The sequence below is a fragment of the Vreelandella nigrificans genome, from assembly GCF_002374315.1.
Classification (GTDB): domain Bacteria; phylum Pseudomonadota; class Gammaproteobacteria; order Pseudomonadales; family Halomonadaceae; genus Vreelandella; species Vreelandella nigrificans.
In genome coordinates, this window is record NZ_NWUX01000002.1 from 301,730 (window position 1) to 325,848 (window position 24,119).

General features: G+C 53.0%; 21 protein-coding genes. 16 read left to right on the forward strand and 5 right to left on the reverse strand.

The genetic code is table 11. From position 1 onward, the window contains the following. The coding region (locus tag CPA45_RS04585; RefSeq protein ID WP_096650599.1) for a tRNA dihydrouridine synthase at nt 1-860 on the reverse strand (860 nt) is incomplete at its 3' end. Nucleotides 861-1,032: 172 nt separating this feature from the next. Here CPA45_RS04585 and CPA45_RS04590 point away from each other — a divergent pair. The 3 genes from CPA45_RS04590 (at nt 1,033) to CPA45_RS04600 (ending at nt 4,524) form a co-directional block, all read left to right on the forward strand. Continuing rightward, nucleotides 1,033-1,290, forward strand: a complete 258-nt coding sequence (locus CPA45_RS04590) for an OadG family protein (protein WP_096650440.1) — start codon at nt 1,033-1,035, stop codon at nt 1,288-1,290. Nucleotides 1,291-1,384: 94 nt separating this feature from the next. After that, nucleotides 1,385-3,190: a sodium-extruding oxaloacetate decarboxylase subunit alpha gene (gene oadA / locus CPA45_RS04595; protein ID WP_096650441.1), complete on the forward strand. Its 1,806-nt coding sequence runs from the start codon at nt 1,385-1,387 to the stop codon at nt 3,188-3,190. A gap of 11 nt (nt 3,191-3,201) precedes the next feature. Then, complete coding sequence (locus CPA45_RS04600; RefSeq protein ID WP_078088547.1) at nt 3,202-4,524, forward strand: sodium ion-translocating decarboxylase subunit beta; 1,323 nt, start codon at nt 3,202-3,204, stop codon at nt 4,522-4,524. A gap of 163 nt (nt 4,525-4,687) precedes the next feature. Here CPA45_RS04600 and CPA45_RS04605 read toward each other — a convergent pair whose 3' ends face one another. Next, nucleotides 4,688-5,308: an IMPACT family protein gene (locus CPA45_RS04605; protein ID WP_096650442.1), complete on the reverse strand. Its 621-nt coding sequence runs from the start codon at nt 5,306-5,308 to the stop codon at nt 4,688-4,690. 42 nt (nt 5,309-5,350) lie between these two features. Beyond that, a complete protein-coding gene (locus tag CPA45_RS04610; protein ID WP_096650443.1) occupies nt 5,351-5,758 on the reverse strand; it encodes a LexA family protein in 408 nt (135 codons plus the stop codon). A gap of 272 nt (nt 5,759-6,030) precedes the next feature. On the opposite strand from CPA45_RS04610, the gene ccmA reads away from it, so the two are divergent. The 13 genes from ccmA (at nt 6,031) to CPA45_RS04675 (ending at nt 21,483) form a co-directional block, all read left to right on the forward strand. Then, nucleotides 6,031-6,651, forward strand: coding sequence for a cytochrome c biogenesis heme-transporting ATPase CcmA (ccmA, locus tag CPA45_RS04615; protein ID WP_096650444.1), 621 nt, complete (start codon nt 6,031-6,033; stop codon nt 6,649-6,651). 48 nt (nt 6,652-6,699) lie between these two features. After that, nucleotides 6,700-7,398, forward strand: a complete 699-nt coding sequence (ccmB, locus tag CPA45_RS04620) for a heme exporter protein CcmB (protein WP_208858456.1) — start codon at nt 6,700-6,702, stop codon at nt 7,396-7,398. Nucleotides 7,399-7,410: 12 nt separating this feature from the next. After that, complete coding sequence (locus CPA45_RS04625) at nt 7,411-8,151, forward strand: heme ABC transporter permease (RefSeq protein WP_096650446.1); 741 nt, start codon at nt 7,411-7,413, stop codon at nt 8,149-8,151. Further along, nucleotides 8,151-8,396: a heme exporter protein CcmD gene (gene ccmD, locus CPA45_RS04630; RefSeq protein ID WP_096650447.1), complete on the forward strand. Its 246-nt coding sequence runs from the start codon at nt 8,151-8,153 to the stop codon at nt 8,394-8,396. Before CPA45_RS04625 ends, ccmD begins: the two co-directional genes overlap by 1 nt. Next, the gene (ccmE, locus tag CPA45_RS04635) at nt 8,386-8,895 is read left to right on the forward strand and encodes a cytochrome c maturation protein CcmE (RefSeq protein ID WP_078088540.1); all 510 of its coding nucleotides are present in this window, start codon (nt 8,386-8,388) and stop codon (nt 8,893-8,895) included. The genes ccmD and ccmE overlap by 11 nt, the downstream gene beginning before the upstream one ends. Nucleotides 8,896-8,955: 60 nt before the next feature. Then, nucleotides 8,956-10,962 (forward strand): heme lyase CcmF/NrfE family subunit, encoded by a 2,007-nt coding sequence (locus CPA45_RS04640; RefSeq protein WP_096650448.1) that lies wholly within the window; start codon nt 8,956-8,958, stop codon nt 10,960-10,962. Further along, nucleotides 10,959-11,486 (forward strand): DsbE family thiol:disulfide interchange protein, encoded by a 528-nt coding sequence (locus CPA45_RS04645; protein WP_096650449.1) that lies wholly within the window; start codon nt 10,959-10,961, stop codon nt 11,484-11,486. The genes CPA45_RS04640 and CPA45_RS04645 overlap by 4 nt, the downstream gene beginning before the upstream one ends. After that, nucleotides 11,477-11,947, forward strand: a complete 471-nt coding sequence (locus tag CPA45_RS04650; RefSeq protein WP_096650450.1) for a cytochrome c-type biogenesis protein — start codon at nt 11,477-11,479, stop codon at nt 11,945-11,947. The genes CPA45_RS04645 and CPA45_RS04650 overlap by 10 nt, the downstream gene beginning before the upstream one ends. After that, nucleotides 11,944-13,191: a c-type cytochrome biogenesis protein CcmI gene (gene ccmI / locus CPA45_RS04655; protein WP_096650451.1), complete on the forward strand. Its 1,248-nt coding sequence runs from the start codon at nt 11,944-11,946 to the stop codon at nt 13,189-13,191. The genes CPA45_RS04650 and ccmI overlap by 4 nt, the downstream gene beginning before the upstream one ends. Nucleotides 13,192-13,239: 48 nt before the next feature. After that, nucleotides 13,240-16,734 carry a chromosome segregation protein SMC gene (smc, locus tag CPA45_RS04660; protein ID WP_096650452.1) on the forward strand — a complete coding sequence of 1,165 codons (3,495 nt, stop codon included), beginning with the start codon at nt 13,240-13,242 and terminating at the stop codon, nt 16,732-16,734. Nucleotides 16,735-16,972: 238 nt separating this feature from the next. After that, complete coding sequence (locus CPA45_RS04665; protein WP_096650453.1) at nt 16,973-19,078, forward strand: cell division protein ZipA; 2,106 nt, start codon at nt 16,973-16,975, stop codon at nt 19,076-19,078. Nucleotides 19,079-19,165: 87 nt separating this feature from the next. Then, complete coding sequence (gene ligA / locus CPA45_RS04670; RefSeq protein WP_096650454.1) at nt 19,166-21,199, forward strand: NAD-dependent DNA ligase LigA; 2,034 nt, start codon at nt 19,166-19,168, stop codon at nt 21,197-21,199. Next, the gene (locus CPA45_RS04675) at nt 21,199-21,483 is read left to right on the forward strand and encodes a YheU family protein (protein ID WP_096650455.1); all 285 of its coding nucleotides are present in this window, start codon (nt 21,199-21,201) and stop codon (nt 21,481-21,483) included. The genes ligA and CPA45_RS04675 overlap by 1 nt, the downstream gene beginning before the upstream one ends. Here CPA45_RS04675 and mnmC read toward each other — a convergent pair. Next, the gene (gene mnmC / locus CPA45_RS04680; RefSeq protein WP_096650456.1) at nt 21,477-23,489 is read right to left on the reverse strand and encodes a bifunctional tRNA (5-methylaminomethyl-2-thiouridine)(34)-methyltransferase MnmC2/FAD-dependent 5-carboxymethylaminomethyl-2-thiouridine(34) oxidoreductase MnmC1; all 2,013 of its coding nucleotides are present in this window, start codon (nt 23,487-23,489) and stop codon (nt 21,477-21,479) included. The genes CPA45_RS04675 and mnmC overlap by 7 nt on opposite strands. A 171-nt stretch (nt 23,490-23,660) precedes the next feature. Beyond that, nucleotides 23,661-23,960, reverse strand: a complete 300-nt coding sequence (locus CPA45_RS04685; RefSeq protein WP_078088530.1) for a YciI family protein — start codon at nt 23,958-23,960, stop codon at nt 23,661-23,663. Nucleotides 23,961-24,119: the final 159 nt, after the last annotated feature.

A 24,119-nucleotide genomic window follows, 5' to 3' on the forward strand; every position in this document is an offset into this window, starting at 1 on the left:
TCGGCCTCCGTATTGCCCTGGCGCATTTGAGCTAGCCACTGTTTGACGAGCGACACTACAACACGATCGGGGAGGTGCTGGCGCTGCAGAGTGGCGTACTGCATAAGTACGCTCACACGCATCTCCCAGGTGGTCTCAGGAAGGCGCTCCCCAGTGCGCTGCCAGTGACGAATGCGTGGCGCAAGCCAAGGGTCTGCCAAGGCGCTACGTCCCAGCATGACATCACGGCAGCCAGATAGAGTACGGGCTTTCCAGTAATCCTCAAGCGTCCAGATATCGCCATTTGCCACCACGGGTATAGAGATGTGGTGGCGCACTTTTCCAATCCACTCCCAATGCGCTGGTGGGCGATAGCCTTCATCTCGAGTGCGTCCATGCACCACTAAGCGCGCAGCGCCACCAGCTTCGCAGGCTTGGGCACACGCTACCGCCAAGCGGCGATTGGCAAAACCCAGGCGAATCTTCGCTGTTACGGGTATTTCACCGTCTAGCGCTTCGGCAACCGCTCTAACGGCACGATAAACGCGTTCAGGCTGGCGTAACAGAGACGCACCACCATCATGGCGGTTTACCAGTTTCGCAGGACAGCCAAAATTCAAATCAATGCTGAGCGCCCCGAGTGCAAGTGCTTGGCGGGCATTCTCCGCCAGTGCTATCGGGTCTGAGCCTAGCAGTTGCAGGTGTACAGGCACGCCGCTAGGCGTGGCGACGGGACGTTTGGTGAGTTCCGGGCAGTGCTTATAAAACACGCGCGGGGGGAGGCGTGTATCAACTACCCGTACAAATTCAGTCACCGTCCAGTCAAATCCGACCTGTTGGGTAAGTAAATCTCGGGTAAGGGCGTCGATCACGCCCTCCATCGGCGCAAGGCCGATTTCACCGTTTTGTAGTAAATTAACAACCATGACTTCCACTATGGCGCCATTGCAATCTATTCTGGATGTGGCAGGTTAGTGCATTGCCCTCACTGCGCCAAGCGCCTTTATAGGCTGTTGAGGCACCGATAAGCATTTGAAATAAGGAGAATGCGGTATGCAGGATACAGAGCTGCTCCATGAGGGGCTTGCCCTTATGGGGCTTGGTATGGGGTTTGTCTTTGTTTTTCTTACAGTTTTGGTGATTAGTGTAACGCTAATGTCAAAATTGATTGGCCGCTTCCAGCCCGCGCCCGTTGCGTCACCCGCTCGTGGGAAAAGCGTAAAATCCTCTGCTTCAAAAGAGGCTGATGATGAAGTGTTGGCGGTGATTAGTGCGGCAGTGCACCGTTACCGCTCTTCGCGCCGTCGCTAGGTCGTCCTTTTTGTAGCTGCATTACCCCACTTTTGATAATTTTTTTGTTATTTTTACTACAAATTCATAACATATAGACTTGTGAGCCACGACCATGAAAGAAATAACTCGTCCTCTGGGAATCACTGATGTTGTCCTCCGCGATGCCCACCAGTCGCTATTTGCCACTCGGCTTCGTCTTGAAGATATGCTGCCGATTGCCGAAAAGCTAGATAAAGTCGGCTACTGGTCACTGGAAACCTGGGGAGGCGCTACCTTTGATGCGTGCATTCGTTATCTGGGTGAAGACCCCTGGGAGCGCATTCGTGCGCTGAAAGAGGCCATGCCTAACACGCCTCAGGCGATGCTGCTGCGCGGCCAGAACCTGCTGGGTTACCGCCACTACGCCGATGATGTAGTCGATAAATTTGTTGAGCGTGCCAAAACTAACGGTGTCGATGTATTCCGTGTCTTCGATGCTATGAACGACCCGCGAAATCTAGAGCGCGCCATTAAGGCTGTGCGCCAAGTAGGTGGCCATGCCCAGGGTACTATTTCCTACACGGTGAGTCCGGTACATACCCTGGATAGCTGGGTAGATCTGGCCAAAACCATTGCAGCAATGGGGGCGGATTCTCTGGCTATCAAGGATATGGCGGGGCTACTAACGCCATACGTAGCATATGATCTAGTGACGCGGTTGAAAAAAGAGCTGTCTATTCCCGTTCATTTGCACTGTCACGCCACAACCGGCCTATCAACCTCGACGATTCTTAAGGCAGTCGAGGCGGGCATCGACAATGTCGACACCGCCATTTCCTCTATGTCGATGACTTATGGTCACAGCCCCACTGAGTCTGTCGTCGCGATGCTCAAAGATACCGGTCGCGATACCGGTCTGGACTTGGAGCTGCTAGAAGATATTGCCAGCTACTTCCGCGAGGTGCGTAAAAAGTATGCCGCTTTTGAGGGTTCGCTCAAAGGTATCGACTCGCGCATTCTGATTGCTCAGGTGCCTGGCGGTATGCTGACCAATATGGAAGGCCAGCTAAAAGAACAGGGCGCTGGTGACAAGTTGGATGACGTGCTTAATGAAATCCCCCGAGTGCGTGAAGACCTAGGTTTTATCCCGCTGGTGACGCCTACTTCACAAATTGTCGGCACTCAAGCCGTGATGAACGTGATGATGGGAGAGCGTTACAAATCAATTTCTAAAGAAGTCCAGGCGCTGCTTAAGGGGGAGTATGGGTATGCTCCAGCGCCGTTTAACGCCGAACTGCAAAAGCGCGTGCTGGAAGGTGGTGAGCCGATTACCTGTCGTCCAGCAGATAACCTTGCCCCAGAAATGGACAGACTTGCCGCTGAGCTGAAGCAGAAAGCCGGTGCAGAGAGTATTCGTCTTGCTGATGGCGAACGGCTGGTGGATGACGTGCTTACCTACGCACTGTTTCCGCAAATTGGCCTGAAGTTCTTGAAAAATCGTGATAACCCAGCAGCTTTTGAGCCAGTACCCCAGGCGCCTCAAGCTGCGGCCAAAATGCCTGTAAAAGCTGAGGCGAAGGCTCCAGTGGTTGCTAGCGGCCCAGAAACCTACACCGTCAAGCTCAACGGTAAAGCGTTTGTAGTGGAAGTTTCAGAGGGTGGTGAGATTAGTGAGGTGCAAGAGCAAGCGGCCTCCCAGTCACAACCAGCAGCTGAGCCGGTGTCTAGTGGTGAGAGTATTGATGCGCCGCTGGCAGGTAATATCTTCAAGGTGAATGTACGCCCTGGAGATCAAGTGGCAGCAGGTGATGTCGTGATTATTTTGGAAGCCATGAAAATGGAAACTGAAGTTCGCGCCAGTAGTTCTGGCACGGTTTCTAAAGTCAACGTCAGCGAAGGCGACAGCGTAGCCGTAGGCGATGCGCTGATCGAGCTTTAAGGGCTTCGGTAATGGAAAAATTAATCACCCTATGGGAAGGCTCGGGGCTGTATAACCTCGAGCTTGGCCAAGCGGTCATGATCCTTGTGGGGCTAGGGTTACTCTACTTAGCCATTTACAAGAAGTTTGAGCCTCTGTTGCTGGTACCTATCGGTTTTGGCGGAATTTTAGCCAACATACCTGAGGCTGGTTTGGCAATTTCAGCGTTGGATCAAGCCATTCATGTGGCTAATCCTGCCGTGTTGCAACAGATGGCATCCACATTGGGTGCCACGCTTGATCCGTTGGCCAGTGTTGAAGCATGGCGCGAAACGCTGGTGTATCTAGTCAACGACGGCGCAAGCCCTGACCAACTGCGTGCTGCGCGAGATGTTGCAACTAACGTTGGCTACAGTGATGGCTTGCTCTACGTATTTTATAGCCTTGCGATTACTACCGGAATTGCCCCGCTGATTATCTTTATGGGTGTGGGGGCGATGACGGATTTTGGTCCGCTGTTGGCGAATCCCCGGACGCTATTTCTAGGTGCGGCGGCGCAGTTTGGTATTTTTGCAACGGTCTTTGGGGCGGTGGGCATGTCCGCCATGGGCTGGATGGACTTCTCCATCAATCAGGCAGCGGCGATTGGTATTATCGGCGGTGCAGATGGCCCCACGTCTATCTACGTTTCCAGTATGTTGGCGCCGGAACTGTTGGGTGCTATCGCCGTGGCAGCTTATGCCTATATGGCGCTGGTACCGCTTATACAGCCACCGATTATGCGGCTGCTAACCACTAAGAAAGAGCGTGAAATCGCAATGACGCAGTTGCGTCCGGTGTCTAAGCTCGAAAAAATCGTCTTTCCACTGCTTCTATTGGTATTGGTGGCGCTGTTTTTACCCGATGCCGCGCCACTGTTGGGGATGTTCTGCTTTGGCAACCTGATGCGTGAGTGTGGTGTGGTTGAGCGGTTAACCGACACAGCACAAAATGCCCTTATCAATATCGTTACTATTGTGCTTGGCCTTGCTGTTGGTTCTAAGCTAATGGCGGAGAGCTTTCTGGCTCTTGAAACACTAGGCATTATGGGGCTAGGTATCGTTGCTTTTGGTATCGGTACTTCTGCAGGTGTATTGATGGCGAAGCTGATGAATCTGGTGAGCCGCATGCCGATTAACCCGTTGATTGGGGCAGCAGGGGTGTCGGCAGTACCCATGGCTGCTCGGGTTGCCAATAAGGTAGGGCTTGAGTCAAACCCCCACAACTTCCTGCTAATGCATGCCATGGGCCCCAACGTAGCGGGCGTGATTGGTTCTGCAGTCGCAGCGGGTGTGATGATCAAGTATCTGGGCTAGGGCGCCAGGAAAGTTAGCGAGCGCAGCCTGCCAAGCAATTGCTTGTGTAGGCTGCGCTTTTTACTGGTGACTTGTTTATTGGCTTAGGTATTTATTGGCTTAGGTATTTATTGGCTTAGGCATTTATTGGCTCAAGTATTTATAGACCTAGGTAACAAGAAAACTAAGATGCTTTATGGATACTAAGCGGCATTTTTAGGCGGTTTTCTAGTGTTTCAAGGGCGAGGGGGGTGTCCCGTGGCCAACCAATAGTTAGGCGTACGCCGTCACTATCATAGTCTGCTTGCTGAACCGGAATCTGCTGCTCATCGCACCAAGTGCGTACTATGGCTTCATGGGCAAAGCTGACATTTAGTTGGTAGTACTCCCGCTCAATCACTTCTCGTGTAGGCAGTGCTTCAAGGCCTGCGTTTACGGCTTGTGCATACGCGCGTGCTAAGCCGCCAGTGCCTAGCTTTGTGCCGCCAAAATAGCGGATAACAACACAGCCTACTTCGCCTAACCCGCTACCGTGTAAAGCTTGATACATAGGTCTTCCGGCTGTTCCGCCAGGTTCCCCATCATCTGAAAAACCAATATGCGTTTGTTCCCCAGGAGGTCCCGCTATAAAGGCAGTGCAGTGGTGGCTTGCATTGGGGTGAGCTGCTTTTGCTGCATCGAGCAGTGTATCAAAAGCAACTTTATCCGGTGCATGGCACACCCAAGTGAGGAACTGGCTTTTTTCAACTTCTATTACCGCAGTGTGCCATTGAACAGGAGCTAAATGAGGTACTCGATAGCGCAATATAGAGTGCTCCTTAGGTGGTGCGGGAGGTCGTGGTTAGGTCTAATGGTGTTGTGATGCTGAGTTATGCTGCTCAACACCCATTACCATACCTAATACCTGAATATCACAATTATGCAGAAATAGAGCAGGTGTTGCTGAATCTTCAGGCAATAAATGAACGCCTAGTCGGCTAATTGAAAGGCGTTTTAAAGCAACTTCACGTTGATTGATAGTGACAATTGCTGTTTCTTGCTGCGTGTCATGTTGATAACGACGAATAATTATAACATCACCATCAAAAAGATTGCTGTCTCGCATGCGGTCGCCGCGCACTTTAAGCGCGTAGGTATTACGCCGCGTAACATGCATCGCAGAGCGCTGCCGAGTTACGGGGGCCGTGCCCATGGAAGGAGCAGCATGTATTGCATTGCTATGGTGGTGCTTTGGTGCAGGCATTGACATCGTCATTGTGGTTTCTCCAATGCAGCGCCCGCTCCCTAGGCGTGAGTTTGAGTGCAGTGCTGTGTTTATGTTCTGTGGTGTTTTTACATACAGTGTTTGTAGTATAAGCCTGTTTTTGCATACAGTGCTAGTGGCGAGTGTACAGTTGTTTCGTGGACTCATGTTTAAGCAAATTTTGAGATGTCGCATGCTGCGACCCCAGGCCGCATAGCCTGACTGGCGACAAAGGGCCTTTCCGTGTAGAGTTCGACCCGAAATCAATGTGGCTGGAGAGAACTTTGAGCCTGTGCCTACAAGCCCGACAACTGGCATGTGAACGTGATGACCGCTGGTTATTTGAAGGGCTCGATCTTGATATTCAGAGCGGTGAGATCGTGCGCATAGAAGGCCCCAATGGCAGTGGCAAAACAACGTTACTAAAAATACTCTCGGGCCAGCTAAGCGATTATCATGGCGAGCTTTATTGGAACGGTTCGTTAATGCATGAAGTTCGTGAACATTTTCTCGCCAATTTACTCTATTTAGGCCACGCCCCTGGTGTTAAAGCAGGGCTTTCTCCGTTGGAAAACCTTGCTTGGTATCAAGCGCTAAGTGGTGAGCAGGGCACTGAGACCCAGCGGGAAGACGCGCTGAGCAGAGTAGGGCTGCGAGGGTTTGAGGATGTCCCGGCGGGTCAGCTTTCTGCTGGCCAACAACGACGTATAGCGCTGGCAAGGTTAACGCTTACTCCTCGAGCACTTTGGGTACTGGATGAGCCTTTTACAGCGATTGATCGTCACGGTGTTGCGGCGCTTGAAGCGCAGCTTGTCGCACATGCCAGTGCAGGCGGATGTGTACTGGTTACTACACACCACGAGCTAACTGCGTCACCGGTACTTAGAAGAGTACAGCTGGGGTAGAAGGAGACAGCGTTGTCTAGCACAAATGCCACCATCAGTTCCCCGGTAATGCCTGTGCATGATCCTAAGGGGGGGCTGTTAATTGCCCTTAATGCCACGTTAAAACGTGACATGATGCTGATGCTTCGTCGCCGCGGTGAGGTATTAAACCCGCTGGTGTTTTTTGCGCTGGTAATTACCCTGTTTCCGATTGGTATTTCACCAGACCCTGAGCTGCTGGCGGTTATTGCGCCGGGCCTCTTATGGGTAGCGGCGCTGCTGGCGGCATTGCTCTCTTTGGATAGCCTATTTCGCAGTGATTATGAGGATGGCAGCTTAGAACAACTACTCTTAGCGCCGCAGCCTTTAGCAGCACTAGGGTTGGCAAAGGTGGCTGTTCACTGGTTGCTGACCGGCCTACCACTAGCGCTTATGGCACCGCTGCTGGGTATTATGTTGGCCCTACCCACGGGTAGTTACGCTGTATTAGCGCTTTCACTGGCGCTTGGCACGGCCAGCCTGAGTTTAATTGGTGCGATTGGCGCAGCGCTAACTGTTGGGTTAGCACGTGGTGGCGTACTGCTCTCTTTGCTGGTACTGCCTCTTTATATTCCGGTGCTTATTTTTGGTGCAGGCGCCGTACAGGCGGCCATCATGGGGGATGGGGTAACAGCGCACTTGGCAATTCTAGGCGCGTTGTTGGCTGTGGCTTTAATGCTAGCGCCCTGGGCTATCGCCGCTTCACTACGTATCAGCATCAACGGTTAAAGGACGGGAACCATGTGGGCCTTTATTAATAAACTGAGATCACCCAAGTGGTTTTATGGGATTAGTGCCAAGCTACAGCCTTGGTTTTGGGCATTAGCGGCACTTCTTTTGCTAACGGGCACACTTTGGGGGCTAGCATTTGCACCTGCGGACTACCAGCAGGGCAATAGCTTCAGAATTATTTATGTCCATGTGCCGGCTGCCTTTTTGGCGCAGTCGATTTTCGTTTCCATGGCCATTGCTGGGCTAGTGTTTATGGTGTGGAAAATTAAAATCGCTGATATGGCTGCCACCGTCATGGCCCCGCTAGGCGCAGCAATGACATTTGTTGCGCTATTTTCTGGCGCTGTATGGGGCGTGCCCACGTGGGGCACATGGTGGATGTGGGATGCCCGCCTTACCTCCATGCTGATTTTACTGTTTTTGTACTTGGGGGTTATCGCTCTGCGCGGGGCATTTAATAGTCGTGATAGTGGCTCCCGAGCGGCCTCAGTACTTACAATGGTAGGCGTCATTAATATTCCGATTATTAAGTACTCTGTTGACTGGTGGTACACACTCCACCAGCCCGCCACTTTCACCATTACCGGCCGTGCAGCCATGCCCATGGAGATGTGGGCACCGTTGTTAATCATGGTGCTGGGGTTTTATAGCTTTTTTGTTGGGTTAACCCTGATGCGTACTCGAAGCGAAATTTTACGCCGCGAAGCTAATAAGCGCTGGGTACGTGATCTAATAGAGGAGTTACGTTAATGGCCTTCTCCTCACTTAATGAATTTCTCGCTATGGGTGGCCATGGGCCGTACGTGTGGTCTGCCTGGGGCGTTACTGCGTTGTTATTTATGGTAATTGTGTGGCATGCGCGGTTAGAGCACCGCCAGTTGCTTCGGGGCTTGAAGCGTCGTGCGCGACGTGAAAGTCAGTCTGGAAGCTATCCACACGGGTCAGCGCAGGCACCGGTTAAACCTGCTCAAGGGGACGTTCACCATGACGCCTAAACGTAAACAAAAGCTGTTTGTTATTTTGGGGTTAGTATCGCTAACGGCGATTGCCGTTGGGCTAACGCTCTATGCGCTGCGCGCTAATATCAATTTATTTTTTAGTCCGGTTCAAATCGCTCAAGGCAATGCACCTATCGAGCGTCAGATTCGGGCGGGTGGGATGGTGAAAGAGGGGTCGGTTTATCGCGACCGGGAAAGCCTCGATGTTGAGTTTACGGTAACCGACTACGTCGATGACCTTAATGTTTACTACAGCGGTATTTTGCCGGACCTGTTTCGTGAAGGGCAGGGTGTCGTCGTGGTTGGTGAGTTGCAGGCTGACGGGCGCTTCCGTGCTGACAAGGTGTTAGCACGCCACGACGAAAATTACATGCCTCCTGAAGTTGCCCAAGCGTTGGAGGAGGCTGGCTATTCTCCTGCCGACTTTCAAGCGAAAGCAGCTAAGGTCGGTGAGCGATTGGAGCAGCAAGGCGTTCCACACGCTAGCGAATACTAACGCTCAGGCTGTTCTGCTGCTAAGCAGGCTGTTATTGCCCAGTGCTATCTCGGAGCGCTCATGTTCATTAAAATGATTCCAGAAATTGGTCACTTTGCCCTGGTTATTGCCCTGCTAATGGCGATAGTGCAGGCGATTATGCCCCTGGTTGGGGCGGCTACGCGTCGGCCGTTATGGATGGCCTATGGTCGACCAATGGCGACAGGTCAGTTTTTCTTTGTCGCGATTGCCTATATCTGCCTAACGACAAGCTATATGTTAGATGACTTTAGCGTTGCTAACGTTGCCAATAACTCTAACTCACTACTGCCCTGGTACTATAAATTTAGTGCGGTGTGGGGTAACCATGAAGGCTCGGTGCTGCTTTGGAGCTTGATGCTAGCGGGGTGGGGGTATGCGGCATCAGTCTTCTCCGGTGACCTGCCACGAGACATGGTCGCACGTGTCCAAGGCGTTATGGGGATGGTGTGCGTTGGCTTCCTGCTGTTTATTTTAATGACCTCAAATCCCTTCGAGCGCCTGCTACCAAACATGCCGCAGGATGGTGCTGATCTTAACCCGCTACTTCAGGACTTTGGCCTGATCGTACACCCGCCGATGCTCTATATGGGCTATGTGGGCTTCTCTGTCGTCTTTGCTTTTGCTATTGCTGCGCTTTTGGGTGGTCGTTTGGACGCTGCATGGACCCGCTGGGCACGCCCTTGGACGAATCTTGCTTGGGCATTTCTTACCGTGGGTATCGCCTTGGGTAGTTGGTGGGCTTACTACGAGCTTGGCTGGGGCGGCTGGTGGTTCTGGGACCCGGTCGAAAACGCATCGCTGCTGCCTTGGCTTACGGGTACTGCGCTAATGCACTCTTTGGCAGTAACAGAAAAGCGCGGCTCATTTAAAAGCTGGTCGGTACTGTTGGCGATTTCGACCTTCTCGCTGTCACTGCTGGGCACTTTCTTGGTACGTTCCGGTGTTCTGACATCGGTACACGCTTTTGCCAACGACCCATCCCGTGGTTTCTTTATACTGATGCTGCTGACGATTACGGTGACCCTCTCACTGCTGGTATTTGCACTGCGTGCGCCACGGGTAAGTCACAAAGTTGGTTTTAACTGGCTTTCCCGCGACTCTCTGCTGCTAATCAACAATATTCTGCTGGTCATTATGACGGTCACTGTATTGTTGGGAACGGTGTATCCGTTAATCCTCGATTCCATGGGGTTGGGTAAAATCAGCGTTGGGCCTCCTTACTTTAACGCACTATTTGTACCACTAACGGTCGTGATGTGTATCTTCATGGGTCTTGGCCCCATGGCCCGTTGGAAAGGAATGGCTGCTGGTGAGCTAGTCCGCAAGCTATGGCTTGCGGGAGCGGCATCATTGGTTCTAGGCGCTGCAGCACCGCTGCTGTATAGCGGAGAGTGGGACCTTTGGGTGGCTTTAGGGATTATTTCGGCGCTTTGGATTGTTCTGCCCATGGCACGTGATCTATTTGATAAGACCCGCCATGCAAGCTCGTTTGTGGCTGGCCTTCGCAAGCTCTCACTTGCCTATTGGGGCATGGTGTTAGGGCATGTTGGTATTGCGGTCACCATCGTGGGAGTGGCCATTGTTTCCAACTACAATATCGAGCGCAACGTCCGCATGTCGCCAGGAACCATGGTAGAAGTCGCTGGCTACCAGTTCACCATGACCGAGCTTACTAGCCGTCGTGGGCCTAATTTCTTGGCAGACACTTCGATTATCCAGGTGCAGCGTGGCGAATCGGGGCGTAGCTTTGTGATGCGCCCAGAGAAACGCCTTTATCTGGCTACCGGTATGCCAATGACCCAGGTAGCCCTGCGACCAGGCTTGTTCCGTGACCTCTATGTTGCCATGGGAGAGGACCTGGAAGACGGTAGCTACGCCATGCGCATTCAATATAAACCGTTTGTGCGCTGGCTATGGTTGGGTGGTTTGCTAATGGCATTTGGCGGCATCCTGGCCGTTATCGATAAGCGCTATCGTCGTGTAACTGCGCGCAGTACAGCGCCCGCAACTGCTGGCCAAGTGTCGTCGAAGGAGGCTACAGCATGACCCGGCGGTTGCTGCTCCTACTGCTACCAATAGGCTTTATTGGTATTGCGCTGTTTCTTTATCAAGGATTGGGGATTAATCCCTCCGACCGGGATTCGGCGCTCATGGCGCGTGAATTTCCTGCTTTTGAAGCCAGCACACTGCGCGATGAGCATCGTCGGGTAGATCAAACGTTGCTGACAGGCGAGGTTACCCTGGTCAATGTCTGGGGCGAATGGTGCCCTGCCTGTAAGCAAGAAATGCCTCAACTGTTGGAGTTGGCAGACAATAATATTCGTATGGTAGGTATCAACTATCGCGATACCCGTGAAAAAGGGTTGGAGTTCTTAAGCGAGTTTGGTGACCCCTTTGAGGTCAATATTTTTGACCCCGATGGCAGCCTTGGCTTTGACCTTGGTGTCTATGGTGCGCCGGAGACCTTTTTAGTCGATGCCGACGGTGTTATTCGCTATCACCATAAAGGCTATGTATCGCCTGAAGATGTTCGCGAACGCATTTTGCCGGAGGTGGAAAAATGGCGTTAATTCGTACGTTCTCAGCAGCTTTTATGTTGCTTTTTGCAGTAAGCGCGATTGCCGGTGGCATTGAGGTTAGAGAGTTTGATGACCCAGTGATGGAGAAGCGCTACCGTGACTTAACCGCTTCTATGCGTTGCCCGCTATGTGAAAATCAAGCAATCGATGATTCTGATGCGCCCATTTCAGGTGATATGCGTGAACGGGTTTACCTGCTGCTCCAAGATGGTCAATCAGACATAGAAATTATCGACCATATGGTACAGCGTTTTGGCGATTATATTCTGTACAACCCTCGGTTGGAAAATCGCACCTATTTGCTATGGGGGCTTCCTATAGGGCTGATATTTGTCGGGGTCCTGGTGGTCATATTAATGGTTCGTGCCCGCCGCAATGCCTCTGCAAAAGCTCTCAGCGCTGAAGAGCGCGCCCGTCTGGATGCCCTGATTAACCGCGAGAGGTCTTCATGACACCGCTTTGGATTGCAATTGCTCTACTATTACTGCCCGCCTTGTGGCTACTGATAGCGCCAATGCGCAGTGCTCGTACGCTGAGTGACCAGCTACACCACTTTGAAGCCAACGACACCTCCGCCGAACAGAACGTGGCGATCTTTAAACGCCGCTTGGCCTCCTTGGAAGCCGCCTATGAACGAGGCGATATCGATGAAGCTCGCTTTGCAGAAGACCGCCTAGAACTTGAGCGCAGTCTGCTGGAAGATACGGTTATCCAAACCAAGCGGCCATTAAAAGCTGCCACTTCCGGTAAGCTGGTAGTCCCCCTTGTAATGGTAAGTGTTGTTGTCGCGAGTGTGTTTTGGTATCAGCAGCACGGTGCTGAGGGCGACCTCACGCTTTATGCTATTCAGCAGGAAGTGAGAAACGACCCGGATGGCTCCTTAGCGATGTACCTTGAGCGTATGGAGGCCGAAACCGAGCGGCAGCCCAATAACCCCAACGTATGGAGCTTACTCTTTCCGCTATACCGCGATTCAGGCCAGCCAGAGAAAGCTGCCGCTGCATTAGAGCGGTTAATGGAAATCGATGGCCGTACTCCACCGCTACTTGCCCAGTTAACCCAATTGCGTTTCTTTATGGCTGAGCGCGAGCTAACTCCAGAGGTTCAGGCGCTGGTAGATGAAACGTTAGAGCAAGATCCACGCCAGCCCACGGTGCTTGGTGTGTTGGGTATTTATGCTTTTGACAATGGTGACTATGAAGTAGCTATTGATCGCTGGCGCCGTGCCTCAGCTAATATTGAAGACTCGAATACTGCTGCTTCACTGCGTGATGGCATTCGTGTTGCCCAGCAGCGTTTAGGCATTGAGCCAGAAACAGCCGATGTGGCGGCGGCACAAAGTCCAGGGGTTCGGGTTAAAGTGTCTCTGGATGACGCCTTAGTTGGCAGCGTCGATGATGATGCGACAGTGTTTATTACTGCGCGAGATAGAGAGGGTGAGTTGCCACCGTTAGCGGTCGTGCGCGCTCAGGTATCGGAGCTACCTATCACCGTGGTGCTAGATGACGCTGCCGCTATGTCGCCCCAGGCACAAATCTCCCAGGTGCGCGACGTGCGTCTGATGGTGCGTGTTTCACCTTCTGGTCAGGCAACGCCTCAACCAGGAGATTTATTTGGCGACTTAGAAAACGTCAGCGTAGGTCCTATTAGTGAAGATGAAGCGGCAAATGTTGTTATTGACCGCATTTTTGAATAACCACTGCGGTAGTAACCACTACTGTAGTAACCGCTACAAAGGGCCGCAATGCGCTTAACCTCTATTCGTCTAGTTGGGTTTAAGTCCTTTGTTGACCCCGTTACGGTGCCCTTCGATGGCAATATGACCGCTATCGTTGGGCCAAACGGCTGTGGCAAATCCAATATCATCGATGCCGTGCGTTGGGTAATGGGAGAGTCCTCCGCGAAAACCCTGCGTGGCGAGTCCATGGCAGACGTTATCTTTAATGGCTCGACGGGGCGTAAGCCCATTGGTCAAGCCTCCATTGAGCTTAAATTTGATAACCGCGATGGTGGCATGGGCGGCGTGTATGCCCAGTATGCAGAAATTGCTGTTAAACGCTTAGTAACCCGCGATGGTCAATCTAACTACTTCTTTAATGGTCAGAAGTGTCGCCGACGGGATATTGCGGATCTTTTTATGGGCACCGGGCTTGGCCCGCGCTCCTACGCCATTATTGGTCAGGGGATGATTTCGCGGCTTATTGAAGCCCGCCCCGATGATTTACGCGCCACGCTGGAGGAAGCCGCTGGCATCTCCAAGTATAAAGAGCGTCGTCGTGAAACCGAAAACCGCATGCGGCGTACTCAGGAGAACTTAGAGCGGTTAGACGATATTCGTGAAGAGCTCGACAAGCAGTTGGAGCGCCTTAAACGTCAAGCCGAAGCGGCAAAACGCTACCAGGATTTAAAGCAGCAGGAATATCGCTTAAAGGGCGAGCTGGCTTTGCTACGTGGTCGTACGTTGCGTGTTGAACAGTCTCATCAGGAGAGTCGAGTTCGCGAGCTGGAAATCGCTGTCGAGAAAGATGTATTCGGCGTCCGTCAATGTGAAACTCGACTGGAGCAGGCTCGGGAACAGCACGATGAGCTAGCTGAGGTGCTGGATCGCCACCAGCAGCAGTTTTATGAAACTACCACTCGCATTGCCCGTCTAGAACAGGATCAAGCCCACCGCCGTAGTCGTGAAGCACAGCTAGCAAACGATATTGCCACGGCCCGCCGTGACCTTGATGATCAGCGTCAGGTAAGCGAAGGCGATCAGGAGCGGCTTGCGACGATAGATGAGCGGCTTGAGGAGCTGCTTCCCGAACACGCAGCACTTGAAGAGCAGTTAGAAGCACTTGAGCAAGCCCTTGCCGATGCCAGCCCAGCTCTGGAAGCTGCTGAACAGCAGTGGTCCGATGCTGAGAATCACTGGCGGGATGCCAGTCGTGCAGCGGATCGTAGCCAGGATCAATTGCGTGATTTAGAGCAGCGCATTGCACGCTTGCAGACCGAGAAGCAGCGTCGTCGCCAACAGCGAGGCGAGCTTGCTGATGTCGCGGCACTGCGTAATGAATATCTTGAATGCCAAGCACAACGGCAAGAAGCCGACCAACGGGCTAACGAATTTAAAGTCGAACGCGAGCAGTGGCAGCAGCGTTATAGTGACGCCAAAGCCGCCTATCAACAGGCTGTTCAGTCCCGCGATCAGCAGCGTGCTGAGCTTAGCCAGTATCAAGGCGAGCTGGCATCACTGCAGGCTTTAATAGATGCCGCCTTAGCTGACCATGATCCCCATCTTAGCGAAACATTAGCCGCCCATGGCCTCGCTGATGCACCACAGTTAGGTGAAGCCATTAGTGTGGTGCCAGGTTGGGAGCGAGTGATTTCCTCGCTGCTTGCCCCATGGTTAAACGCTCGACTAGTCGATGCAGAGCAATTAAAGGCCTTACCTGAAGCGCTTGCCACTGAGTGGGTCTTAATCGACCAAGCAACACACTCTACCCCTTCTCATGATCGCCTCGATGCATTAGTTACTGGTGCCGGAGCATTGGGAGAGTGGTTGGCGAGTATTTATTACGTAGATACCAATGAAGAGGCCAGTGCACTACTGCCTGCTTTGGCTCCAGGGGAAAGTGTTGTTAGCCGTGAGGGCGTATGGCGTGGGCGCGGTTGGCTGCACCAGCAGGCCAATGGCGAAGGCGTTGATGCGCTTCTCATCACTCGTCGCCGGTTTGACGAACTTGCCGCCCAGCGCGAGCAGGTAGAAGAGGCCCTGGCGCTGTTAGACGAACAGTGCAATGCTGCAAGCGAAGCCATTGAAACCTTAGAGCTTACGCGTGAGCAACAGGTCGAGCAGGAGCGAGCCCATGCTGCAACCCTCCAACAGTTTGCAGTAAAAGAGCAGCGCCTCGCCCAGCACCTGGAGCATTTAGAGGGTCGTGCGACGGAGCTGGATGACGAGCTTGCCCAGTTGCAAGAGAGTGAGGCAGAACTAACACTTACCTTAGAAGAGCAGCGTGCCCGTTGGCATGGTGCTATGGAGCAGTTGGAAGTAGCTGCTGAATCCCGCGAAACCAGCGCTGCACAGCGTAGCCATAAGCGTGAACAGCGCGAACAGCTAAACTTACAGCATTCGCCGCTTAAAGCGCGCCAGCAAGCATTAGCGCTTGAGCGTGAGCGACTGAACGCCGAGCGTGAAAGTTTACGTGCCCAGCAAGCCCGTAGTAGTGATAGCGAAGAGCGAATATTGTTACGTATTGCCGAGTTAGAAGAGTCTCGGGAGATGCTAATAGAGCCGGATGAACTGGCCGGTGAAGAGCTGGAAGAATTACTGCATCAGCGTGAACAGCAGGAGCGCCGTTTAAACGACACCCGCCAGCAGGCTCAAGCACTTGCTGAGCAGTTGCGTAATGACGAGTTGGCTCGCCAGCAGCATGAGCGTAACTTAGAGCAGAGCCGTGAACAGCTTCAACAGCGACGAATGGATGTGCAGGCGCTGGCATTGAAGGCTGCTACCCAAGATGAGCAGTTGGCAGAACTAGGTCACGATGCAGAAGCACTTGCTGAACACTTGCCTAATGACGCTAGTGAAACAGCTTGGCAGGAGCGTTTAGAGAATACATCGGATAAAATTCGTCGCCTGGGCGCTATTAACCTTGCGGCGATTGAAGAGTATGACCAGCAGGCTGAGCGGCGGAACTACCTGGAAGCCCAGCACGCCGAGCTAACCGAAGCGCTGGAAACCTTAGAGCGGGCAATTAAACGCATTGACCAGGAAACCCGTATACGCTTTCGGGAGACCTTCGAGCAGGTTAATACAGGGCTGCAAACATTGTTTCCTCGCGTGTTTGGCGGCGGTGCTGCCTGGTTAACGCTAACGGGGGATGATCTGCTGGAAACTGGCGTGGCGATTATGGCCCGCCCACCTGGTAAGAAAAACAGCACGATTCATCTATTATCAGGCGGCGAAAAGGCGTTAACCGCACTTTCTTTAGTGTTTGCCATTTTCCAGCTGAATCCTGCGCCTTTTTGTATGCTGGATGAAGTCGATGCGCCTTTAGATGATGCCAACGTAGGTCGTTATGCAAAGTTGGTAAAAGAAATGTCCGAAAGCGTGCAGTTTATCTACATTACTCACAATAAAATTGCCATGGAGGCCGCTGAGCGTCTGATGGGGGTTACCATGCAGGAGCCTGGCGTATCGCGCCTAGTATCGGTAGGTATTGATGAAGCTGCAGCGTTAGTGGATGAGTAATGTTGTAAATAATTATCGTGAAAATGGCACTTTTAAGTCGTTCCATAGTCAGAAAAACGGCGTTTAGTATCGCTTAATGTGGCTTTAATGCGTGAAAATTGGTAAAAATTGGCACTTTTCGTAGTATCCGCGCTATGCTTGGTGATAAATGCTTATTCATAAGAAGGTTCTATATTCGGGTATGGCATTTAAGTGCTGTGCTCAAGCAACCGGTTAAACGACCCATGGAATGCTCGACATGGAATTAAGAGAGTGGTTAATCATTCTAGGACTGGCGCTGGTATCGCTTATCGTAGTTGATGGCGTACGCAGACTTCAACGCCAGCGTCGCGTGCCTCGCTTAGACCAAGCAGTCAAAGACCTGCCGGCCGCTAAACCGGAAGAGTTTGATGACGCAGCAAAAGAGGCGGAAATCAACTGGGAGTTGCCCAATGGTGGCGCCAGGGTTGTTAAGCCTGCTGACTATAGCGGTCTTGGCCGAAAACCTAAATTAGAGCGCCAAGAGCACCCAGGGCCTTCTAAAGTGCTTGCCGATTTTAGGCGCTCTTTTTCGAGGGCAATGCCTAAACACAAATCTGTGGCCAAGCAAAAATCTGCAGTAAGGCAGGATGCCTCAATTGCTCCTCTAGCTCAAGCTTCAGTAATGTACTCCGATGCGGATATGTTGGCTACGACTCCAGCTGCGCAATCCGAGCAGAACTCGCCTAAGGCTTTTGAGCAAGAGCGCCAAGATCCAAGTGTATCAGTCGCCAGTGTATCAACATCCGATACTCCGACAGCCACCAGCAACTCTAATGATATTGCTAACGATGAGGTGGCTAGCACAGAGCCCAAGCAGGAAGCTCTACAACAGGAAGCTCTACAGCAGGAGAAGGTTAGCACACCCATCGCTGAGCAAGTTACCGCTGTGGAAGAACCGATCGCTGCGGAACAGCCGATAGCGGCTGAATCATCTGCTCCTGAAACTGCGCAAAGTCCTGTTGGTAAACCTACCCCCACAGTTAGCGACCATCAGGAGGACGAACGAGCAGAGGAAGAATCAGCTTCAGCGGCGGCTGCTTCGCAGCAGAAGAAGGCGCTTGATGAAACCCAAACCGAATCTGCATCAACTCCGCTCTCTGCAGTAGATGAAACGTCTTTAGATGTACCCACAACTCAGCAGAGCGCGGCTGACCAAGACGAACCTGTGTTGCGCGCAGAGCCAGAAGATGCCGCTTTTGCCAAGCACTCTTCTGATGCTCCCAAGCGTCGCCAACTACGTCTAGGTACTGCGGGCGAGTACAGTGAGTTAGGTGATGATGAAATCGATGAGTACCGCTTAGTTGATTTTGAAGGCATTGCTCGCTCCTTCAAGCGCCGCTTGATTGAGCGCCGTAAACAGAAAGCCATCAAAAAAGCTGAAAAAGCCAAACGGGCTGAAGCCTTGGCTAAACAGAAAGCAGAGCGCAAAGCACTTGAGGCTGAGCAGCGCCGCGAAGCGAAAGAAGCTGCTGCAGCGGAGAAAGCGCGTCTTGCCCAGGAGCGTGCAGAGGCTCGTGAAGCAGCCGCTAAAGCAGCGGAGGCACAGCGTATTGCTCAGGAAGAGGCTCGGGCAGCAGCTGCAGCTGAGGCTATGTCTCAAAGTGCTATGTCTCAAAGTGCTATGTCTCAAAGTGACCGATCTCACAGTGTCATGGCTACTGATGGCTACAAGGAGCCTTCGCTTGGGGCTGCAGGCTACGCTGACGACTACTCTCAGGGCTATGACAGTCAGGGCTATGACAGCGTTGACGAATATGATGAGTACGTAACGGAAGCTTACGCCTCTCAAGACAGTGTGGTGCGTAATCATCCAACGCTAGAAAAAGCTTTACGCCACGATGTGAACGGAGAACATGCCAAAGAAACGCTAACTAACGCCGATGAAATGGTAGTTATTAGTGTGCTTTCCCGCGATCCTGAGGGCTTTGACGGAGGCAAGCTTCTTGAGCTGATGATGGTTTGTGGCCTGCGTTATAGCCGTACCATGGGTATTTTTCATCGCTTCGAAACGGAAAGCTCTGATAGCGAGTTGCAGTTCTCAATGGTCAACGTGCTTAAACCCGGCACCTTCCCCATTGAAGAGATGGACGACTTCGTCACGCCAGGTATCACACTGCTGATGCCGCTACCTGGTGCTGCAGATAGTTCGGCCGCCTTTGAAGCCATGGTAGAAACTGCCATGGTATTGGTGCGCCATATGGGAGGCGAGCTGAAAGATGAAAACCACAGCGTGATGACTGCACAAACCATCGAATTTTCCCGTCAACGGGTTCATGAATTCGAGCGTCGTAACCGCTTGCATCGCCATATGCAGGCACGCTAGACGCCACGTTGCCTAAGCACCCGCCTTCCTAAAGAAGGCGGGTGTTTTTGTTACTAACTAGCTGTTTTTTGTACCCGGAATTTTTTAATGAGTCAGCCTGAGTCAACACTGCTGGAAGAGATTAGCCAACTGCGCGCTGATCTGGATGATGCTAACTACCGCTACTATGTATTAGATGAACCAACGCTGACTGACGCGGATTATGATCGCAAACTGCGGCGCTTACAGCAGTTGGAGGCCGAATACCCCTCCCAGATATCGCCAGATTCACCGACCCAAAGAGTAGGGGCTGCACCGGCGGAAGGTTTTCCGGAAGTTGCCCATGCGATCCCGATGCTTTCGCTGGATAACGCCTTTAGTCGCGAAGAGATTCTAGCGTTTGCTGAGCGAGTAGCCGAGCGCTTGGAGTGCCAGGCAGCAGAGATAGAGTTTAGCTGCGAGCCGAAGCTCGACGGTGCGGCGGTATCGTTGGTATATGAGCAGGGCGTACTGGTCAGCGGCGCTACCCGTGGCGATGGCCGTACAGGGGAAGGCATTACCTCAAACTTGCGCACCCTACGTTCGGTGCCGCTAAAGTTAGTAGGCAAGAATGCTCCTGGCCTATTGGAAGTCCGTGGTGAAGTGATTATGCGCCACTCAGGCTTTGAAGCACTTAACGAGCGTGCCAGGAGTGAAGGCAGCAAGGTATTTGCTAACCCACGTAATGCTGCCGCTGGCAGCTTGCGCCAGCTCGACCCACGTATTACTGCTACCCGCCCACTGGAGTTCCATGCCTACCAAGCCGCGCGGCTTGAGCCTGACTTAGGTGATGTAACTCATAGTGCGCTAATGGCACGGTTATCCACACTGGGGTTTCGAACCAGCGCTGAGCTTTGTACTGTGCGTGGTCCTGAGGCTGTAGCGGACTTCTGCGAGCAGTTAGGCGAAAAGCGTGATCAGTTAGGCTACGACATCGATGGCGTGGTGATTAAGGTGAACGATCTTCGCCACCAACGTGAGCTGGGCTTCGTGGCCCGAGCGCCGCGCTGGGCTGTGGCGTTTAAGTTTCCCGCCCAGGAAGAGGTCACCACGCTTAACGATGTGGAGTTCCAGGTGGGGCGTACGGGGGCTATTACGCCAGTCGCGCGGCTAGAGCCGGTGACCGTGGCAGGTGTGACGGTGTCCAATGCGACGCTACATAACGCCGATGAGATTACCCGGCTAGGCGTTATGATTGGCGATACGGTAGCCATTCGCCGCGCTGGCGATGTCATACCTCAAGTAGTGCGAGTGGATACCGATAAACGCCCAGCAGATGCACGAGCTATTAATTTCCCCGATCACTGCCCTGTATGCGGTTCGGACATTGAGCGTCTGGAAGGTGAAGCTGTAGCTCGCTGTTCTGGTGGGCTTTACTGCGCTGCGCAGCGTAAAGAGGCACTAAAGCACTTTGCCAGCCGTAAGGCACTTGATATTGACGGACTGGGTGAAAAGTTAATTGAACAGTTGGTGGATCAAGACTGGGTAAAAACGCCAGCGGATCTCTTTCACCTAAGTGTTGAGCAACTGCAAAGCCTGCCGCGAATGGGCGTGAAGTCAGCCACTAATCTAGTCAATGCATTGGAAAAAGCCAAACAAACGACTCTGGCGCGGTTTATTTATGCACTGGGTATTCGTGAGGTAGGTGAGGCTACGGCAGCTAATGTCGCCAGCCACTTTGGTACTTTGCAAGCGTTACAAAGCGCTGAGCAAGTGGCGTTAGAAGCGGTGAACGATGTGGGGCCTATTGTCGCGACACATATCCATACCTTTTTCCGTCAGCCCCATAACCTCGAAACTCTGCAAGCACTGCTGGAAGTTGGCATTACTTGGCAAGAGAGTGAGGTCACCCAGGGACCGACACCCCTTGAAGGGCAAACATGGGTGCTAACAGGCTCGCTGGACACCATGACCCGCGATGAAGGCAAAGCGAGACTACAGGCGTTAGGGGCCAAAGTGGCGGGCAGCGTTTCAAAGAAGACAACCTGCTTGGTGGCTGGGGAGGCCGCGGGAAGCAAGTTAGCCAAAGCAGAGCAGTTGGGTGTGGAAGTTATCGACGAAGTGACTTTTATTGAGCGTTTAGCTGCCTGGGAGCAGAGTTAATGGCAGAGTTAAGGGGCCGTTTTATCGAAGTACCGGCGCGTATGTTGCCGCCGGAAACACTAAATGCCCTGCTGGAAGCGTTTGTTACCCGCCAGGGGTACGACACCACTGATACGGGTGCGGGTATGAGCGGCTGGGTAGCCGAGCTTAAGCAGCAGCTTGAGCGCCACGAGCTGATTATTGCCCATGATCTTGAGCTTGAAATGACCGAGGTGATGACTCTCGCCCAATGGCGTGCCTTTGGACGAGATCTGGCGGACGACGAGGAGGAGGGGGACTACTGATCGCGCACCAATGTACTGATAATACGTCGTCCAGGGTGTAGGTGATCCACCAGCGGTTGCTCCAGGGGGAGTGGCTCATCGCAGATTCTAGACGCAATTACCTCGGCGCATAGCGGGGCGCTGGCAAGCCCCCGCGAGCCGTGGGCAGTAGTGATCCATAGTCCTGAATAGTGCTCGCCCTGGGTACTTGGTACCTTGGATGCATCCTTACGTAGTACCGCGTAAACGTGCTGCCAGATATCGGCTTTCGGCACTGGCCCTGCGTAAGGGCTTTTATCCGGGCTTGCTGCCCGTACGGCGGCACGGCCTTTCAGGTCCTCAGCACTCAGCGCCAGGCCGGAAGCTTCTAACTGCGCAACCCAATCTGGTAGCGCTTGGCGCAGTTCATCAATGTTGCGCTGGTGGTCGTCAGCGGTCACATTGCTGGTGGTGTTATTGGGGATAAAACTGGCACCAAAGGTTAGTATGCCTTCCACTGGGGGCGATACATAGCCACCGGCGCATACTACTCGCTGTGGGGCTTGTAACCCCTCTGGGAGTGCCATCTCGCTGACTTGGCCACGTACCTGCTGCAACGGCAGCTCAGCGGTTTGCGCAAATTGATTGGCAAGCGTTGCGTTAGCCACTACTACTTGGTCTGCGTTGATAGACTCTCCACTGACCAGCTCAATCTGCCATGCGTTGCCTTGCTGGTGTAGTGCGGTTACTTCCCCTTGATACAGAGTGATATTAGGGTGCTTAACCAACTGTTCACATAGCAACTTAGGCCGCACCCAGCCAGCCTGGGGATAAAACAGCCCATGGTTAGCATTAATCGGAACGCCCACAAGCTTACTAAGGCCTTCCGATTGAGCCGTAACCACCGTCTCTGGCAGCGAGTGGCGGTCCATAAAGCGCTGTTGACGGGTAATTTCTTTGTCGCTTAAGGCAAGTTGTACCACGCCACTGGGTTGCCATAGCGGTGTATTCAGCGGCACATCGGTAGCCAACTGGTTAAGCCAGCGTTGGCTGTAGAGCATACCCGCAAAATAGAACCGGCTTTGGTGATTGGTCTCCGCTGCCAGCTTCACGTACAACGCTCCCTGGCGGTTACCGGAGCCTCCTGCACCGGGGGCATCCCGTTCTACCACTGTCACGCGTAAGCCACGTTTTGCTAGCGCGGCCGCGACGCTGCAGCCCGCTATGCCTGCTCCTATGACCACCACATGATTCGCGGTATGCGCGGTAGGCGGGGTAAACCAAGGGGTTGCTTGGCGGCGCATGTCGGCGGGAGGAGTATCAATATGGCCCGCGAGCATTTCCCGCTTACGCCCAAACCCCGGTACTTTTTGCCAGCTAAATCCCGCTGCTTTTAGACCACGTTTCACAATACCTGCGCAGGTAAAAGTGGCAAAGGTGGCACCTGGGCGGGAGCGGGCAGCCATGGCCTCAAACAGCTCAGGTTGCCACATTTCAGCGTTTTTAGACGGTGCAAAACCGTCCAAAAACCAAGCGTCCACTTGGCCATCTAATAAGCTCAACCGCTCGGTGGTATCACCAAAATGCAGGTCAAGAGTTACTCGCTCGCTAAGATGTAAACGGTGGATACCACTAACAGCCTCGGGCCACAGGGCGCACAGTTTTTGTGAATAACCCGCGAGTGAAGGCCAAGCGCTTAATGCACGTATCAGAGAGTTCTGATCAAGGGGAAACTTTTCTGTGGATAACAGGTGTAGCCGTGCGCTTGCTGGCGCGTGTTGTTCAAAGCAGGCCCAGGCGCACAGCATATTTAGCCCGGTGCCAAAGCCCGTTTCACCAATCACAAAAGCGCGGGCATGCTGCCACGCCGCAAAACGCTCGGGAAGGTGGTTAGCTCCCAAGAAAACGTGTTCTGTTTCGGCGCGCCCATCGCCACGGGTGAAATAGACGTCATCGAAGGCTGTTGAGTGGGGGGCCCCCTCGTTCCAAGTAAGCGCTGGTATGGTTAACGCCGCGAGTGGAGGTAAAGCGTTTGGACGTTGGGTCACGCGGGTATCCCCGTACTAATAAAGTGAGCGATAAGAGTTGGTTAAAAAATGATCAATTTGCTAATCGGGGCGTTATCACTGGCCTGTAGAAAAGCGTCCGCTGGGTTTGCACAGAGTTTTCCACAGGCTCTGTGAAAAACCAGGCGGACCCTCCATATTCGCCCAAAAGGGTCAAGGCAAAACTTTTTTGAACGGCTTAACAATTACCTTGGCATAGACCCCTGCAATGATGTATGGGTCTGCGTCTGCCCATGCTTGTGCGGCTTCTAGGCTGTCGAATTCCGCTACGACTAAGCTGCCGCTGAAGCCCGCTTCGCCCGGGTTGTCAGCATCAATGGCGGGGTGTGGGCCAGCTAGCACCAGGCGGCCTTCATCGCGCAGGGCCTCTAGGCGAGCCAAGTGATCTGGGCGTGCCGATAACCGACGCTCCAAGCTGTTAGCTACATCTTCACTGATAATGGCGTAATGCATGGAAATAACTCCTTGAATGCAGGGGGCGATTGTCCAGAGTAACATTGACCGCACCCGCGTAAGCGCGCACCATGGCGAGCGCCTGTGAACCATTAAAGGGAAACAGGAAGCCTGTTCGTGTCTGACACGCCTATTCTGACAAACTCGCCACACGGCGTC

Coding starts and splice junctions, on each gene's coding strand:
- CPA45_RS04590 (WP_096650440.1), top strand. CDS start 1,033: ATGCAGGATACAGAGCTGCTCCATGAGGGGCTTGCCCTTATGGGGCTT.
- oadA (WP_096650441.1), top strand. CDS start 1,385: ATGAAAGAAATAACTCGTCCTCTGGGAATCACTGATGTTGTCCTCCGC.
- CPA45_RS04600 (WP_078088547.1), top strand. CDS start 3,202: ATGGAAAAATTAATCACCCTATGGGAAGGCTCGGGGCTGTATAACCTC.
- CPA45_RS04610 (WP_096650443.1), bottom strand. CDS start 5,758: ATGACGATGTCAATGCCTGCACCAAAGCACCACCATAGCAATGCAATA.
- ccmB (WP_208858456.1), top strand. CDS start 6,700: ATGCCTGTGCATGATCCTAAGGGGGGGCTGTTAATTGCCCTTAATGCC.
- CPA45_RS04625 (WP_096650446.1), top strand. CDS start 7,411: ATGTGGGCCTTTATTAATAAACTGAGATCACCCAAGTGGTTTTATGGG.
- ccmD (WP_096650447.1), top strand. CDS start 8,151: ATGGCCTTCTCCTCACTTAATGAATTTCTCGCTATGGGTGGCCATGGG.
- ccmE (WP_078088540.1), top strand. CDS start 8,386: ATGACGCCTAAACGTAAACAAAAGCTGTTTGTTATTTTGGGGTTAGTA.
- CPA45_RS04640 (WP_096650448.1), top strand. CDS start 8,956: ATGTTCATTAAAATGATTCCAGAAATTGGTCACTTTGCCCTGGTTATT.
- CPA45_RS04645 (WP_096650449.1), top strand. CDS start 10,959: ATGACCCGGCGGTTGCTGCTCCTACTGCTACCAATAGGCTTTATTGGT.
- CPA45_RS04650 (WP_096650450.1), top strand. CDS start 11,477: ATGGCGTTAATTCGTACGTTCTCAGCAGCTTTTATGTTGCTTTTTGCA.
- ccmI (WP_096650451.1), top strand. CDS start 11,944: ATGACACCGCTTTGGATTGCAATTGCTCTACTATTACTGCCCGCCTTG.
- smc (WP_096650452.1), top strand. CDS start 13,240: ATGCGCTTAACCTCTATTCGTCTAGTTGGGTTTAAGTCCTTTGTTGAC.
- CPA45_RS04665 (WP_096650453.1), top strand. CDS start 16,973: ATGGAATTAAGAGAGTGGTTAATCATTCTAGGACTGGCGCTGGTATCG.
- ligA (WP_096650454.1), top strand. CDS start 19,166: ATGAGTCAGCCTGAGTCAACACTGCTGGAAGAGATTAGCCAACTGCGC.
- CPA45_RS04675 (WP_096650455.1), top strand. CDS start 21,199: ATGGCAGAGTTAAGGGGCCGTTTTATCGAAGTACCGGCGCGTATGTTG.
- CPA45_RS04685 (WP_078088530.1), bottom strand. CDS start 23,960: ATGCATTACGCCATTATCAGTGAAGATGTAGCTAACAGCTTGGAGCGT.